Origin of the sequence: Pseudoalteromonas shioyasakiensis (genome assembly GCF_019134595.1) — a bacterium.
In the GTDB taxonomy this organism is placed as follows: Bacteria; Pseudomonadota; Gammaproteobacteria; order Enterobacterales; family Alteromonadaceae; genus Pseudoalteromonas; species Pseudoalteromonas shioyasakiensis_A.
The window spans coordinates 454,194-469,614 of the sequence record NZ_CP077771.1 but is presented as its reverse complement, the minus strand read 5'-3'; the positions used below and the strand labels follow the sequence as shown (position 1 = coordinate 469,614).

At 42.4% G+C, this 15,421-nt stretch carries 11 protein-coding genes; 5 read left to right on the top strand and 6 right to left on the bottom strand.

Annotated features, from left to right (window positions below; genetic code table 11):
* Positions 1–47 precede the first annotated feature (47 nt).
* The 5 genes from KQP93_RS19505 to KQP93_RS19485 all read right to left on the bottom strand — a co-directional run bounded on the left by KQP93_RS19505 (position 48) and on the right by KQP93_RS19485 (position 6,279).
* A complete protein-coding gene (locus KQP93_RS19505; RefSeq protein ID WP_217876826.1) occupies positions 48–710 on the bottom strand; it encodes a class I SAM-dependent methyltransferase in 663 nt (220 codons plus the stop codon).
* 9 nt (positions 711–719) lie between these two features.
* Positions 720–4,373, bottom strand: a complete 3,654-nt coding sequence (locus KQP93_RS19500) for an SbcC/MukB-like Walker B domain-containing protein (protein WP_217876825.1) — start codon at positions 4,371–4,373, stop codon at positions 720–722.
* Complete coding sequence (locus tag KQP93_RS19495) at positions 4,370–5,602, bottom strand: exonuclease SbcCD subunit D C-terminal domain-containing protein (RefSeq protein ID WP_217876824.1); 1,233 nt, start codon at positions 5,600–5,602, stop codon at positions 4,370–4,372. The genes KQP93_RS19500 and KQP93_RS19495 overlap by 4 nt, the downstream gene beginning before the upstream one ends.
* A 69-nt stretch (positions 5,603–5,671) precedes the next feature.
* The gene (locus tag KQP93_RS19490) at positions 5,672–5,908 is read right to left on the bottom strand and encodes a hypothetical protein (RefSeq protein WP_054553375.1); all 237 of its coding nucleotides are present in this window, start codon (positions 5,906–5,908) and stop codon (positions 5,672–5,674) included.
* Positions 5,909–6,042: 134 nt separating this feature from the next.
* On the bottom strand, positions 6,043–6,279 hold the full coding sequence (locus KQP93_RS19485; protein WP_054563150.1) for a hypothetical protein: 237 nt from the start codon (positions 6,277–6,279) through the stop codon (positions 6,043–6,045).
* A gap of 271 nt (positions 6,280–6,550) precedes the next feature.
* Here KQP93_RS19485 and KQP93_RS19480 point away from each other — a divergent pair, with 271 nt between their 5' ends.
* The 4 genes from KQP93_RS19480 to KQP93_RS19465 all read left to right on the top strand — a co-directional run bounded on the left by KQP93_RS19480 (position 6,551) and on the right by KQP93_RS19465 (position 11,092).
* The gene (locus KQP93_RS19480) at positions 6,551–8,989 is read left to right on the top strand and encodes a M1 family metallopeptidase (protein WP_217876823.1); all 2,439 of its coding nucleotides are present in this window, start codon (positions 6,551–6,553) and stop codon (positions 8,987–8,989) included.
* Complete coding sequence (locus tag KQP93_RS19475) at positions 8,989–9,492, top strand: DUF6702 family protein (protein WP_055021252.1); 504 nt, start codon at positions 8,989–8,991, stop codon at positions 9,490–9,492. Before KQP93_RS19480 ends, KQP93_RS19475 begins: the two co-directional genes overlap by 1 nt.
* 124 nt (positions 9,493–9,616) lie before the next feature.
* Positions 9,617–10,234 (top strand): HAD family hydrolase, encoded by a 618-nt coding sequence (locus tag KQP93_RS19470; protein WP_055021253.1) that lies wholly within the window; start codon positions 9,617–9,619, stop codon positions 10,232–10,234.
* A 132-nt stretch (positions 10,235–10,366) separates the two neighbouring features.
* Positions 10,367–11,092 carry a YebC/PmpR family DNA-binding transcriptional regulator gene (locus KQP93_RS19465; RefSeq protein ID WP_217876822.1) on the top strand — a complete coding sequence of 242 codons (726 nt, stop codon included), beginning with the start codon at positions 10,367–10,369 and terminating at the stop codon, positions 11,090–11,092.
* 187 nt (positions 11,093–11,279) lie between these two features.
* On the opposite strand, the gene KQP93_RS19460 is transcribed toward KQP93_RS19465, so the two are convergent.
* Positions 11,280–13,454: a malate synthase G gene (locus KQP93_RS19460; RefSeq protein WP_440590146.1), complete on the bottom strand. Its 2,175-nt coding sequence runs from the start codon at positions 13,452–13,454 to the stop codon at positions 11,280–11,282.
* Between the two features lie 229 nt (positions 13,455–13,683).
* Here KQP93_RS19460 and KQP93_RS19455 point away from each other — a divergent pair, with 229 nt between their 5' ends.
* The gene (locus KQP93_RS19455; protein ID WP_217876821.1) at positions 13,684–15,285 is read left to right on the top strand and encodes an isocitrate lyase; all 1,602 of its coding nucleotides are present in this window, start codon (positions 13,684–13,686) and stop codon (positions 15,283–15,285) included.
* Positions 15,286–15,421: the final 136 nt, after the last annotated feature.

Genomic DNA, 15,421 nt, shown 5'->3' with positions numbered 1-15,421 from the left:
TGTTGGGTTTCGCTGCGCTCTACCCAACCTACGGCTCCGTAAAGTAGCTAACTCCCAACCACATACCCTGCAAAACCAAGCACTTTAAAATACTGTTTTGGGGTGCTGAAGCGGGTTTCATTCATTAACTCTGAAAAACGAATGCGGTCTAATGGGTAAAACTCATGCTCTAGGTTGTGGCGCATGCGTTCTACGCCGACTTCGGTTAAACCTAACTGCGTACAGAGCTGTAGTTGAGATTCGCGCTCAAAAGTGGTTTCTGGGCGCATTAAATCGGCAATGTATAAGTTGCTCGATTTCTTAAGCTTGCTGTGAATCGCTTTTAATAGCGCTTTTTTATCGCCGTTATCTTCAACAAAATGCATGACCAGTAAACACAGTGCGGCGTCACATTGAGTGTCGATGTCGTTGATATCACCGCAGTGTACTGATACGCGATCGCTAATGTTATGCTGACCAAACTGTTGCTCGGCAATATCGAGCATGTCTTGTGAAATATCTTGAGCAATAAATTGCCAGCTTGGTTTCAGCGCCACTAATTCGATGATTTCTTTACCAGTTCCGGCACCAACCACTAAAATGCACGCATCATCGCTCAGCGTGCTTGCTAATTGGGCTGCGGTTGCTTGATGTAATAGCTCATAACCTGGAACTAGGCGCAAAATGCGTTCGTCGTAGTGATTTGCTTCTTCGTGATTAAAAGTTGGCATGCTAATCCTTTAAATAACTGAGATGGTCGAATAACCACCTGGTTTTTTCGCTACATGCACTTGCGTGGCTACGCGTTCGGTCATTTCTGATACGTGAGAAATAACCCCTACTTTGCGGCCTTGTGCTTGTAGTGAGTCAAGAGCATCCATCGCGATGCTTAACGTTTCACTGTCCAACGTACCAAACCCTTCGTCGATAAACAAAGAGTTTATCTGTACTTTATTCGACGACAACGAAGCAAGCCCAAGCGCCAGTGCTAACGACACTAAAAATGACTCACCGCCAGATAATGTATTAACAGAGCGCTGCTCATCGGCCATGTCTTTATCGATAATTGCGATATCGAGCGTTTGCCCTATGGCTGTTAATTTGTAGCGTTTATTTAGTGTCTGTAAGTGACTATTCGCGTAGTGCAGCAGTATTTTTAAAGTTTGTGTTTGCGCTAAATTACGCATGGTTTTACCGCTGGCATCCCCGAGCACCTTATTGAGTAAATGCCAGTGCTCATAGCTTTTTTGCTGTTCAACCAATTGCTTTTGTTTATCTTCAAGCGCTTGGCTATTTTGTTGATGGGTTTTAAGCTCAGTCGCAACTTGCAATAGTGCATTATTCGCTTGTACTTGTTGCTCTGTGGCTTGATTAAGCTGTAATTGCAGCTCATCTTCACCGAGAGCTGGCTTTTCTTTTTGGTGCTGTGCCAGCGCCTGCTGTCGCTGTTTTAAAAGAGCCTCAGCGTCTTTTAAGCTGCTCTCGGCGGTGTGGTAATCTGCCAGAGTTTGTTTAATTTCAGCGGGGCTTATCGTTAATAGCTGACTAACGGCTTGCTCATCCAAGCTTGGGTGCTGCGCTTTAAAATCGTTAAACCACAGGCTAAAACGATCATTAAGCGCTGCTTGCTCTGCGGTGAGTTCTTTTTCACGCTCATCAATATTGGCGATTTGAATGGCTTGTTCGTCACGCGCTTTTATCGCGTTACTATGGGTTGCTTGGGCAAGTTGCAGTGCCTGCTGCGCTGAATCTATCGCCTTTTCAAGCTCTGCTATAAACTCATCTACCGATATCGCCGCGTTACTAAATAAGCCCTCGCGCTTTGATTGTATCTGCGTTAATTCGTTTTGAGTTTGGCTTAGTTGCTCGTTGCACTGAGTTAAATAGGTATGTGCTTCGTTAAGCTGCGGCGTTACATGTGCAAGGTGCTGCTCAATGGCTTTTAAGCTAGTTTTAAGCTCATCTGCCGTTTGCAGCGAAGCTTGATAAGCCTCAACGTGCTCTGCAATGTTCTCTAAAGAAATGCTTTGTGTATTGAGTGCCTGCCACCAAGGTGCACTGGCGAACTGTTGATTCAGTGTCGTATAGAGTTGCTGATGCTCATCATTTAGCTCGTTTAAACGTGTTTGCAGATTATTCAGCTGTTGCTGCAATTCGTTTAACAGCTGCTCTTTGCTATGTAGCGCTTGCCCTTGCTGATTATACTCAATTTGCTTAGCCGCAAGCGTGTTTTGCAGCTGCTGTTGCTGTTCAAGAGTTTTGTAGTATTGCTGTTTTTGCAGGCTGAGCTGTTGTTGACGCTCGTTTAACTGATCTTCGGTTAAATCATTTAGCTCAGTACGATTAGCCGCCATGGTTTCTTTGAGGCTCTGTTGTTGAGCGCCCAGCTCTGAGATTTGCCCGTTTAACGAGCTTATCTGTTGGCTGCATGCTGCCAGTTCATTACTTTTAGCTTGCTGTAATGCTTGCTGAGCTTTTAAGTGCTGTTTGGCGTTAGCTAGTTGGTTGGTAAAGTCGTTAATAAGTTGACTAAATTGCTCGTTTACCATTTCTTCATGCATAAACGGGTGCTCTTTTGAGCCACATACTGCACACGGCTCCCCTGCTTTTAAAGTGGCGCGTAACTGGCTGACCCCTTCACTGGCTCTTAACTGCACTTGCTGTAAGTTTTGCTCACAAAGCGAAACCTGCTGCTGCGCTTGCTCTGCACCTTGCTGCGCATCTTTTAATGCTGTTTGTAGTTGCTGCTCAGTTTGGCTTAATGTGTTTAGCTGGGTTTGCCAATTTTTTAACTGCTGATGATTAGTTTGCCATACTTGGCGCTTTTCAATTAGGTGTTTAATCGCCTCAAGCCCCGCATCAATATCTGCCATTGATTGGGTGTTTAAACTCGATTTAAAGGCGGTATCTTGCTCATTTAGGCGCTTAATTTCTTGCTCAAGGGCTTGGTATTGAGTTTTACACTGCTGCGCAGCTGTTTGCTGCTCATCAATTTTAGGTTGAAGAGCTTTTATGTTTTGCTGTGATTGGCTAATTGTGTGCTGTTGCTGGCTAAAGCGGCTGAACTCACTTTTAAAGAATGACCAGTCTTTTGCTAATGGTTGCCATTGTGCATGCGTTTCTAAATAGCCATTGATTTGCGCTTGTTGCTCGAGCTGTTTTTGCTGCTCTGCTTTATGGCTATTTAGTGTATTAGCAAGCTCTTGATGATGGTGCTTTGCTTTTTCTGCTTGTACTTTTTGCGCCGCTGCTTGCTGGTTTAATACGGCAAGTTGCTTATCTAACTCACGGGCCTGGCTAATGAGAGGTTGCGCGTCTTTTTGTGCTTGCTTTGCTTGGTTTAGTTGCGCGGTTTGCTTCTCAAGTGTTTGCTCTGCGTCTTTGATCAGTGTTTTATGGTCAACGTTTAAAAGCTGCTCACGGTTTTTAATAAGTTGCCCATGTTGAGCTGTAATTGAAGTGACGCGTTCGCGGTTATCTTTTATTTCTAAGCATTGCTGAGCTTGTTTCGCTTCAGTGGCTTTTTCAGCGAGCGCGTTTATTTGTTGCTGTAACTCTTGCTTTGCTTGCTCAGCTTGGTTTAGCTGTTGCTGCTGCTGAGATGCTTGCTTGTACCACCCTTGGTACTGTTCAAATTGTTTTATTTGTTTTTGTAACTCAGCAAGATTAGCCTCCAGCGCTTTTTGTTCTGCTTGTTTCGTTTCGACCTCTTCAGGGCTTAAAACCTGATAGTTACTTAAACTTAACTTTAACTGCTCTAATGCTTGCAGCTGTTCACGATGGCGTTCAAAAATTCGCTGACCAATACGGCTAAATTTATCGGTGCCTGTTAAGCATTCAAGTAGTTGCGCACGCTCATCCCCGGTTGCTTTTAAAAATGCCGCGAATTCATGTTGCGCAAGAAGAACTGCCCTTGAGAATTGCTCAAAGCTCAAACCAATAATACGCTCGATTTCTTTACCTGCTGCACTCCTATCAGCGATGAGGGTTTCATCAGGTAATGAGTGCAGGCTATGTTGTGCAGGTTGTAACTTGCCATCGGCTTTATTACGCGCTCGGCTAAAGCTTAACCTTGCTCGGTACTGCTGTTTATCTTGGCCAATAAAGTCGACTTCGGCATAGCCCTGCCCTGCCCCGCGGCGTAATAAGTTTCGCGAGTCATTGAGTTTGATATTGTCGCCGTTAAAGTCAATTTTATTGCCTGTATCGCCGCGTAACCTTGCGGTTTTATTATAAAGCGCTAAGCAAATGGCATCGAGTAATGTGCTTTTACCGGCGCCAGTATCACCCGTAATGGCAAACAGCCCTGCTTCTTTTAATGGTGAAGCGCTAAAGTCGACTTCGGCGTCTAAGATAGAGGCTAGTTGGTGAACACGAATCGCTAAAATTTTCATAGTAGGTCCTCTGCATTCAACTCATCGATCACTTGGCTTAGTAAGCCTTCTAGTTCTTTTGGCACCGCCTGCCCTGCCATATCATTATTGTTTGCAAATGCTTGCTCTAAAAGTGAATGTGGGTTTAGCGCTTCAATTTGCGAGACATCTTCAAATAGAGTTTGTTCATCGTCTTGCTGGTTGCTTTGCTGACGTACTCTTTCAATGCCACAAAACTTAACCTGCTTACCTTCAAGAGCTTGTTCTATTTGTTCTCTGAAAGTGGTGTCCGTGTCATGGGCGCTCAATTTAACCCGTAGGTATGGCGCTAAATCTTCATCTGTTAAGTCGAGTTGTTTTATAAGCTCACAGAGTTCGTTCAGTGGCACACAGTCTTTTTCTGGTAGCAACATGACTTTACAAAAGCTAGGAATGTAAAGGGGGTTTACAGATGTACCTGAGTCACTAATCTCTACTAGCACAACTTGATGCTGATAGCGTCTTTCAGAAAATGACATCGGCATTGGCGTGCCACTGTAGCGAATGGTCTCTTTCTTCGCGACGGTCTGAGCTTTATGAAGATGCCCTAGCGCGACATAATCAGGCTGATCAGTAAATATGCTTGCCGATATCGCATCTTCACCGCCAATGACTAAATTGCGTTCAGAATCAGATGAGATGTCTCCGCCTTTTGCATGCAGGTGGCCCATAGCAATTAATGGCGCGTTAGGTAATTCGCTTGCTGCTTGCAATGCATCTTTGTAGGCAAGGGCAACTGCTTGGTTGTAACTAAACGGTTGCTCTTGTTGGCGGTTATAACTGCTTAAATCACTGCTACGTAAAAATGGCATAGCAACAACATTCGCATCGCCATTTTTTGTGCTGATTGGAAGTACTACTTCATTAGGAGCGTTGCTATCAAAGCGGCCAACAACATGGGTATCAAACTGAGCTAATAAGGGCTTTGCCGCCATAATTCGATTTGCTGAATCATGGTTACCAGCAATAATCACTATGTGTAAGTCAGGGCAATGCTGCTTAGTGGTTTTAATAAATTGGTAGAGTTGGTTTTCTGCGCTGGCAGGTGGCGTTGCCGTATGATAAATGTCACCCGCAACAAGTAGTAAGTCGATCTGTTCTGACACAAGCGTATCGGTTAACCAAGCTAGAAATGCTTGATGCTCATCGAATCGGGAATGCTCGTAGAATTGTTGGCCTAAATGCCAATCAGATGTATGAAGGACTTTCATTTAACGCTCTTATTATTTATTAAGAGCGTCAATATACCTAAGCTGAGCCAAGATGCCCAGCCTGGTTTGTTAACTTAAGCTATACCAAGCAAAAACCACCATTGGCAATGCTAATAATGCCATTATCATAGGTACTTTAAGCGCTTTAGTTTGCTTAGCTTGTAAAATCTTAAGGGCATTTGTTTCATTACATGCCGCTACTTTGTCGATATAAAAATACCCTGAATCTAGGTACTGTTTACAATTTTGTTCGTCCGCTGGAATTGCAATTAGTTCTTGTTGTTTTTTTAGGATATAGAAATCCATACGCCCACCGAATTCTATGCTGATTACCAAACATTTTGGGGTTTAAAATGCATGCTTCGCAGACCCCAAAATCAAAAAAGTGGGCGATTTTAAATACAAATGGCAGTAAATTTCAATAGCAAATGTCGCAAAATTTAATTTATTGCAAAAATAATGGCAATTAAGGATAAAATTACCAGTGCAGTCGGGTAAATTAGCCACTTTTTAGACCCATTTACACTCGGGTTCGTGCGAGATAATGCATCTGACTCATCACAAGCTGCAATCACTTCGACAAATTCAAATCCGCGTTCTTTGTACTCGTTTAGAATCGATTCTTGAGCAGGAATGGCTGCTAAACGAGAGTCTTTTTTTACAATATAAAACTTCATCTAATCACCCTTTCATCATTAACTAGAATTAAAGCAGAGTATCTACTAATCAACTGTAATACTTTGGGATGAATTAGTGCTGAACTAAAATTAACCAGTGTTTTGTAAAGGGGGTTTACAAGGTGTTAATCAAGGCAATTTTTTTGTGAAAAATGGGTCTTCATTAAAACATCGAATACTACCCGAAAAATCCCGCACTTTATCGTTATTTTATTGCAACTTTGTTAGCAGTTTGCGATGGTACATTGGCAAATTAATTACAGGATTAACAATGAAAAAAGCAGTTCTCAAATTGAGTGCTTTGGTATTGCCTTTAGCAGTATCTTCAGCTGTGATGGCGTCATCTGTTGAGCAAACTAAAGGCTCATTCGTTGACAAGTTCCGTCAGCTAGATGAAGCACTCCCAACCCCAAATGTTTACCGCAGTGCCGCAGGGGCACCCGCTGAAAATTATTGGCAGCAGCAAGTAAACTACGACATCGATGTAAAGCTTGATGAAAAGAAACGCCGCTTAACAGCAAGCCAAACTATCGAATACAAAAATAACTCGCCGCATACTTTAAAATATCTTTGGTTACAACTAGACCAAAATATCTTTAAATCTGACTCAATTGCTGAAATGACATCTACTTTCAATGGTAAAACATTGCAAGGTGACCCTCAGCCAAAATCAACTAAATTGAGCTTAGGTCAGTTACGTCGTCAGCAATTCATGGCCGACAACGAGCTGGGTTATCAAATCGCCAATGTTAAAGACGAAGACGGAAAAGAGCTTAAAGTTACTGTAGTAGATACCTTAATGCGTATCGACTTAAACGAGCCGCTTAAACCGGGTAAAGACGTTGAGTTCAGCATGGACTTCGCCTTTAACATTGTTGAAGAAGATGCCGTGGGTGCTCGTTCGGGTTATGAGCACTTTGAAGAAGATGGTAACGATATCTTTTTGCTAGCACAGTGGTTCCCTCGTCTTGCTGCATACACTGATTATGAAGCATGGACTAACAAAGCTTTCTTAGGAAGCGGTGAGTTCACACTTGAGTTTGGTGATTACGACGTAGAAATTACAGTACCTGCTGACCATATCGTATCGGCAACGGGTCAACTTGATAACGCAAGCCGTGTTCTGACTAGCACACAGCGTAAGCGTCTTGAACAAGCTGAAGATGCTAAGCGCCCTGTTTTCATCGTGACTGAAGAAGAAGCTTTAGAAAACGAGAAAGAAGGCACAGACAAAACAAAAACATGGCACTTCAAAGCAGAAAACGTACGTGACTTTGCATGGGCTTCTTCACGTAAATTTATGTGGGATGCAAAAGGCTATCATCAAGGTGGTAAAGATCAGCCGTTAGTAATGGCAATGTCTTTCTACCCGAAAGAAGGTGGCGACCTTTGGAAAAAGTACTCTACTGAAGCTGTAGTTCATACAATGGAAGTGTATTCGCGCTTCTCGTTTGACTACCCTTACCCTGTGGCTCAGTCTGTAAATGGTCCTGTAGGTGGTATGGAATATCCAATGATCACCTTCAACGGTCCGCGTACTGATTTACAAGACGACGGTACACGTACTTACTCACAAGCAGAAAAACGTTTCTTAATCGGTGTTGTTATCCACGAAGTAGGTCACATTTACTTCCCTATGGTGGTTAACTCTGATGAACGTCAATGGACGTGGATGGATGAAGGCCTTAATAGTTTCTTAGATGGTGTTGCTGGTCGTGAATGGGACCATACAATTCCTTGGGGTGTTGAGCCTCGCGATGTTGTTGCATACATGAAGTCTGAAAACCAAGTGCCTGTTATGACTCAGTCAGACAGCGTATTACGTTTAGGCCCTAATGCTTATACTAAGCCTGCTGCAGCACTTAACATTTTACGTGAAGTGATCCTTGGTCGTGAGTTATTCGATTTTGCATTTAAAGAATATGCACAGCGTTGGAAGTACAAGCGCCCTACTCCTGCTGATTTCTTCCGTACTATGGAAGAAGCGTCAGGTGTTGACCTAGATTGGTTTTGGCGTGGTTGGTTCTACACTACAGATCACGTTGATATCTCGCTAGACAAGGTTTACCAACTTCGTTTAGATACCAAAAACCCTGATATCGACTTTAATCGTTTACGTGATATCGAAGCTGACAAGCCAATGCCGTTATTCGTAAAACGTAATAAAGAAGAAGGCAAAAAACTGTGGGTTGAAGAAAACCCAGACGTAACTGACTTCTACGACGAAAACGACCGCTTCACAGTAACTAACAAAGAGCGCAACGCGTATAACAAATTCCTTAAAGGTTTAGAGCCTTGGGAACGTAAAACGTTTGAGCGTGCAATCAAAGAAGATAAAAACTACTACGTACTTGAGTTCTCAAACTTAGGTGGCTTAGTCATGCCTATCTTATTAGAGCTTACTTATGAAGATGGTACGAAAGAAGAGCAGTACATTCCGGCTGAAATCTGGCGTCGTAACCACAAGCATGTACAAAAGCTAATTGTTACAGAAAAAGGTAAAAACCTAGTGTCTGTAACAGTCGACCCACGCTGGGAAACAGCGGATGTTGATGTAGAAAACAACAACTACCCGCGTCGTATTATTCCATCACGCATTGAAGTGTACAAACGTGAGAAGAGTAAAGCGAAAGTTAGCCGCGATATCATGCAAGATATTAAAACTGAGCTGAAAAAAGACGACGATAAAGATGCTGAGGAGCAACAATAATGCGCTTTGCAGCCATTATTTTTGCTTTATTACTGAGTGCGCCAAGCATGGCGCACCAGTTAAAAGCGTCTGTGACTACCGTGTTATTTAATAAACGCACCAACAACATAGAGCTGATGCATCGTTTTTATTTACATGATACAGAACACGCCGTTGAACATTTGTTTGACGGCAATGCTGATATCTTAAGTAATAAAGAAGATCAAAAGCGTTTTGCTGATTATGTTGAGTCACATATTGCTCTACAAACTTTAGGCGGCAAACCACTTGAGCTTAAAGATGTGGGTGCGCAAGTTGATGGTAAATTCTTTTGGGTTTATCAAGAAGTCACGATACCTGAGGGAATTCATGGCATTCGTATGAGCAACGGAGCACTTCGTGACCTATGGCCAGCACAAGTGAATATGGTAAACATTGAAGGCAAAGGAAAGGTAAAAACACTGACCTTTAGCCAAGATGATACTTGGCTTGAGGCAAGGTTTGAGTCGGTCAATCCAGAGTAATAGCAATCCTAAAGGATTAAAAAAGTTCGTTTTTTAATCCTTTGATCCTTTAATTAACCCATTTCGTAAACTATCTTATTAATGGGCTTCAAAATTTTCCCAATTCTCATATACAGGGATTTATATGACTATCCATGACAACAATATCCGTGGTGTAATCTTTGACTTAGATGGTACTTTGGTTTCATCAGAGTTAGATTTTTCATTGATCAAAGCGCAGGTAGGCTGTCCTGTTGAGAATGACTTACTTGCTTACATTGCATCATTACCTTCGCCTTACATGCGTGAAGAAGCGATGAATATTGTTCATCAGCACGAACTCATAGATGCACAACACGCTCATTTATTACCAGGCGTTGCTGAGGCTATTACGAGACTGAAAGAAAATAACATCCCGATGGCGATTGTGACTCGTAACTACGACCGTGCAGCTGCTATTAAATTAAAGAATAACCCCTTACCAATAGAGACTGTGCTGACTCGCTCTGATGCGCCAGCTAAGCCTGATCCAAGTGCTTTAAATGCGATTGCGACATTATGGGAGCTTGATCAATCAGAGTTACTTTATGTTGGCGATTACTTATTTGATATTCAGGCTGCGCATAATGCCAATATGCGTGCTTGCTTGTACGCACCAGATGAAATTCCTGAGTATGCGAATCAGGCCGATTATGTAATGCATCATTTTTCAGAACTACCTACTTTGGTTGACTCATTCCAAGAAAATAAGGTGTTATGTTAAATAGCCTTGTTTTTTATTTTTCCTGAGATTAATTGTTAGTTTTTTATTTTTCAAAATGTCCTAGTACTAGCCCAAGCCGTCATGAGTTGCTAAAATATCGGCAATTATCAAATGTATTCATAGAGGCATAAGATGGGCAGAGCATTTGAAGTCCGCAAAAACGCCATGGCTAAAACAGCCAATGCAAAAACTAAAGTAAATTCTAAGTACGGTAAAGAAATCTACGTTGTTGCTAAAAATGGCGAACCAGATCCAGAAGTTAACCAAGCGCTAAAACGTATTATTGAGCGTGCAAAAAGAGACCAAGTTCCAGCACACGTAATCGATAATGCAATCAAAAAAGCAGCCGGTGGAGCAGGGGAAGACTATTCTCCAGCACGTTACGAAGGCTATGGCCCAGGTAACTGTATGGTAATTGTAGACTGTTTAACTGATAACCCTAACCGTACTATCAAAGATGTACGTTTACCGTTTACAAAAACAGATTCAAAAATTGGCACACCGGGTTGTGTTGCGCATATGTTCGATCACTTCGCTGTTTTAGGCTTTGAAGGTGATGACGACGAAGTTGTACTTGAAGCGTTAATGATGGCTGATGTAGACGTAACTGATGTAGAAGTAGAAGACGGCAAAGTGTCAGTATTCGCTCCACATACTGAGTACTACAAAGCAAAAACAGCCCTTGAAGAAGCATTTGAAGGTATTAACTTTGAAGTAGACGAAATCACGTTTGTTCCACAAGTTCATACAGACATCACTGATCCAGATGATATCGCAAACTTTGAAAAGTTTATTTCTATGCTTGATGACTGTGATGACGTTCAAAACGTTTATCACAATGCGATTGTCAAAAACTAATTTTTAAAAAATTAGAATGTAAAAAGGGGCATTTGGTAACAAATGCCCCTTTTTTAATAGATTTTTATTATGCCATGAATGGTGGCTATTCACTGTCGTTATGATTTCAATTGATATTAGTCAAAAAAAAGCAGCCCTTGGGCTGCTATGAACGACACATGGAACTCGAAGGGGAGTTGTGTAGTGGCTAATTTAACGACTTATACTTTATACGGAACGCATGCAATAATGGTTCAGTATAGCCACTAGGTTGTTTAACTCCCTCTAATACAAGGGCTAAAGCTGCTTGATAAGCAACGCTTTGTGCTAAAGTTTCGGCTGAATCAGCCATATTATTGTAGGCCGGATCACCTTCATTTTGACCATCAACAACTTTCGCCATGCGTGCCATGGTTTTTCTAATTTGCTCTTCAGAACAAACGCCATGATACAGCCAGTTGGCCATGTGCTGGCTTGAAATACGCAGTGTGGCACGGTCTTCCATTAAGCCGACATGGTTGATGTCTGGTACTTTTGAGCAACCAATACCTTGGTCAATCCAACGCACAACATAACCTAGAATACCCTGTGCATTGTTATCAAGTTCGGCTTGAATATCTTCTTTGCTTAAGCTGCTGGCATCTTTCATAAGCGGCGGAGTGAGTAAGCTTGTAAGGCTTGCTTCTTTGCGATCCATAAGCGCTTTTTGACAGGCAAATACATCAATATCATGATAATGCATGGCATGCAGTGTTGCAGCAGTAGGAGAGGGCACCCACGCGGTATTTGCACCACTTTTCGGGTGACCACTTTTTTGTTCCATCATTAACGCCATTTTATCTGGCATTGGCCACATGCCTTTACCTATCTGTGCTTTACCACTAAGGCCAGTTGCAAGACCAATATCTACGTTACGGTCTTCGTATGCGCTGATCCAAGGCTCAAGTTTAATAGCGCCTTTTGGCAGTACTACACCTGCTTGCATTGAAGTATGAATTTCGTCACCAGTGCGGTCTAAGAAGCCGGTATTGATGAATACAACACGCTTTTTAGCTTCGAAAATACAGGCTTTTAAGTTAGCTGATGTACGGCGTTCTTCATCCATAATACCCATTTTAATGGTGTTAACTGGTAAGCCTAACAGCTGCTCCACACGTGTAAATAGAGTATTTGTAAATGCCACTTCTTCTGGGCCATGCATTTTTGGTTTAACAATATTAATGCTATTGGCCGTTGAATTTTTAAGGCTACCTGTGCCTTTTAAGTCATGAAGTGCTGCGGTGCTAGTGATAATGGCATCCATAATGCCTTCAAACACGTCATTGCCTTCGCTGTCTTGGATAGCTGGGTTAGTCATTAAGTGGCCAACATTACGCACAAACATCATGCTACGGCCTTTTAGTGTGATTGTTTCGCCATTTACACTTTGATATTGGCGGTCTTGTGCTAAACGACGCTCAATGGTTTTACCGCCTTTGTTAAATGCTTCTACTAGATTACCTTGCATTAAACCAAGCCAGTTTTGATAAACGTTTACTTTGTCTTCGGCATCAACTGCAGCAACAGAATCTTCACAGTCCATAATCGTTGTAAGGGCTGCTTCAAGTAATACATCTTTAAGGCCTGCTTTATCTGCTTGGCCGATTGGATGATGATGGTCTATTTGCAGTTCTACATGTAAGCCATTATTTTTCAGTAAGATAGCGCTTGGGTTTTGCGCTTCACCTTGGTAGCCAATAAGTTGTTCAGGGTTTGCTAAACGAACCTGACTACTGTCACGTAATGTGATTAAAAGCTCATTATTTACCACCGAATAGCTGGTGCTTTCGATATGTGAGCCATTTGCTAAAGGCAATGCTTTATCGAGGAACTGGCGGGCGTAAGCCATCACTTTAAAGCCACGTACAGGGTTGTATGTAGAGCCTTTTTCAGCGCCGTCATCTTCACTTAATACATCAGTGCCGTATAACGCATCATACAAAGAGCCCCAGCGAGCATTTGCTGCATTTAAGGCAAAGCGTGCATTGCTTACTGGCACAACAAGCTGCGGCCCTGCAGTGCTTGCGATTTCAGGCTCAACCTGCTCTGTTTCTATGCTGAAACTAGTTGGCTCAGGAACGAGGTAGCCAATTTCTTCAAGGAATGCTTGATAGTTAGCCGCATCCCATACCGGCTGCTGCTTATGGTAGTCATCAATCTTAGCTTGCAGTTGTTCGCGTTTTTCTAAAAGCGCACGATTGATTGGCGTTAATTCATTGACGATATTAGCAAAACCTTGCCAAAAAGTGTCTGTGCTAATGCCTGTTCCAGGTAAAAGTTGCTGCTCAACAAACTGTGCAAGTTGTTGATCAACGCTTAAACCGTTAAGTGAGAGAGTGGTCATAATAATGTCCTTTAAACGAGCTTAATTTGATCATTCATGGTTCAACCATATCGTAAAAAAGGCTAATAAGCAGGCTATTTACCATTCACTAAAAATATAGTGGCAATAACAACTATAAATTTACTAAATCCGAAAAATCCGCCTAATGTTGAATTAAGCGCTACGAAGCAAACGCCAAGTAGCCACTCTCACTAACAAAAAATAGATAACCCGTTCGAAGGATTTTATTATGACAACATATCAACGCGAAACCGATAACTTAGCTACTTTATGTCAAACACAAGGCAAAACGTGGCAGTCAATCAACCCAGAATACGCAAGCCGTATGCGCTTACAAAACCGTTTTCGTACGGGTCTAGACATTGCTCAATACACTGCAGACATTATGCGAGCAGACATGGCAGCCTATGATGCTGACCACAGCCAATACACACAATCATTAGGTTGTTGGCATGGTTTCACTGCACAACAAATGATGATGGCAATTAAACGTCATAACAAAACAACTAAACGCAGCTATGTATACCTAAGTGGCTGGATGGTTGCGGCACTTCGCTCTGAGTTTGGCCCATTACCAGACCAAAGTATGCATGAAAAAACATCTGTTCCAGCGCTAATCGAAGAAATCTACACTTTCTTAAAGCAAGCTGATGCACGTGAGCTTGACCATCTTTACAAAGACCTAGACCAAGCGAAAGCAAACGGTGGTGACGTTCAAGCTGCATTAGATAAAATCGACAACTTTGAAAGCCATGTTGTGCCAATTATTGCTGACATCGATGCGGGTTTTGGTAACGAAGAAGCAACTTACCTACTTGCTAAAAAGATGATTGAAGCGGGTGCATGTGCTATCCAAATCGAGAACCAAGTATCTGACGCAAAACAATGTGGTCACCAAGCTGGTAAAGTAACTGTTCCGCATGAAGATTTCCTAGCAAAAATTAACGCTGTTCGTTACGCATTCTTAGAGCTTGGTATTGATAACGGCGTTATCGTTGCACGTACTGACTCATTAGGTGCAAGCCTTACTCAAAAAGTGCCTGTATCTAAAACACCTGGTGACCTTGCTAGCCAATACACGTCGTTCCTAGAAACAACACCAGTAAACAGTGTAGATGACTTAAACGAAGGCGACACAGCAATGAAGCTGAATGGTCAGCTTTGCAAACCAACACGTTTAGATAATGGTTTATACCAGTTCCGTGAAGGCACAGAGAAAGACCGCGTAGTTCTTGACTGTGTAACTAGCTTACAATCAGGCGCAGACTTACTGTGGATTGAAACAGAAAAGCCAAACGTTAAACAAATCGCTGAGCTTGTAAACCGCGTTAAAGAGCAAGTACCAAATGCTAAGCTGGTATACAACAACTCACCGTCGTTCAACTGGACACTTAAATTCCGTGAGCAAGTATATGCTGAGTGGCAAGAACAAGGTAAAGACCTATCTGCTTACCCAAGTATCGATGACAATAAAGCATTAATGGCTCCAGAAATGGATGACACAGAGCTTGCAGCGGCAGCAGACGTACTTGTACAAAACTTCCAAAAAGATGGTGCACGTGAAGCGGGTATCTTCCATCACTTAATCACGTTACCAACTTACCATACAGCGGCGCTAAGCACTGATATTCTATCAGAAGGCTATTTCGGTGACCTAGGTATGCTAGCGTATGTTCGCGACGTACAACGTCAAGAAATCCGCCGTGAGCAAGCATCAGTGAAACACCAAGACCTAGCAGGTTCTAACATTGGTGATACTCATAAAGAGTACTTCTCTGGTGAAAATGCGCTTAAAGCCGGTGGTGAAGCAAATACCATGAACCAGTTCTAACCAAGTTGTAATTTCCTTTATAGCTATTCAATAATGTTGTTAGGGGCCTTCGGGCCCTTTTTCATTTGTAGCCATCAGCTTTCAGCCGTCAGCTTTCAGCCATCAGCTTTCAGCCATCAGCTTTCAGCCATCAGCT

What these genes read in the sequence shown, in the direction of transcription:
- KQP93_RS19505 (WP_217876826.1), bottom strand. Translation starts at nt 710, where the DNA reads ATGCCAACTTTTAATCACGAAGAAGCAAATCACTACGACGAACGCATT.
- KQP93_RS19500 (WP_217876825.1), bottom strand. Translation starts at nt 4,373, where the DNA reads ATGAAAATTTTAGCGATTCGTGTTCACCAACTAGCCTCTATCTTAGAC.
- KQP93_RS19495 (WP_217876824.1), bottom strand. Translation starts at nt 5,602, where the DNA reads ATGAAAGTCCTTCATACATCTGATTGGCATTTAGGCCAACAATTCTAC.
- KQP93_RS19490 (WP_054553375.1), bottom strand. Translation starts at nt 5,908, where the DNA reads ATGGATTTCTATATCCTAAAAAAACAACAAGAACTAATTGCAATTCCA.
- KQP93_RS19485 (WP_054563150.1), bottom strand. Translation starts at nt 6,279, where the DNA reads ATGAAGTTTTATATTGTAAAAAAAGACTCTCGTTTAGCAGCCATTCCT.
- KQP93_RS19480 (WP_217876823.1), top strand. Translation starts at nt 6,551, where the DNA reads ATGAAAAAAGCAGTTCTCAAATTGAGTGCTTTGGTATTGCCTTTAGCA.
- KQP93_RS19475 (WP_055021252.1), top strand. Translation starts at nt 8,989, where the DNA reads ATGCGCTTTGCAGCCATTATTTTTGCTTTATTACTGAGTGCGCCAAGC.
- KQP93_RS19470 (WP_055021253.1), top strand. Translation starts at nt 9,617, where the DNA reads ATGACTATCCATGACAACAATATCCGTGGTGTAATCTTTGACTTAGAT.
- KQP93_RS19465 (WP_217876822.1), top strand. Translation starts at nt 10,367, where the DNA reads ATGGGCAGAGCATTTGAAGTCCGCAAAAACGCCATGGCTAAAACAGCC.
- KQP93_RS19460 (WP_440590146.1), bottom strand. Translation starts at nt 13,454, where the DNA reads ATGACCACTCTCTCACTTAACGGTTTAAGCGTTGATCAACAACTTGCA.
- KQP93_RS19455 (WP_217876821.1), top strand. Translation starts at nt 13,684, where the DNA reads ATGACAACATATCAACGCGAAACCGATAACTTAGCTACTTTATGTCAA.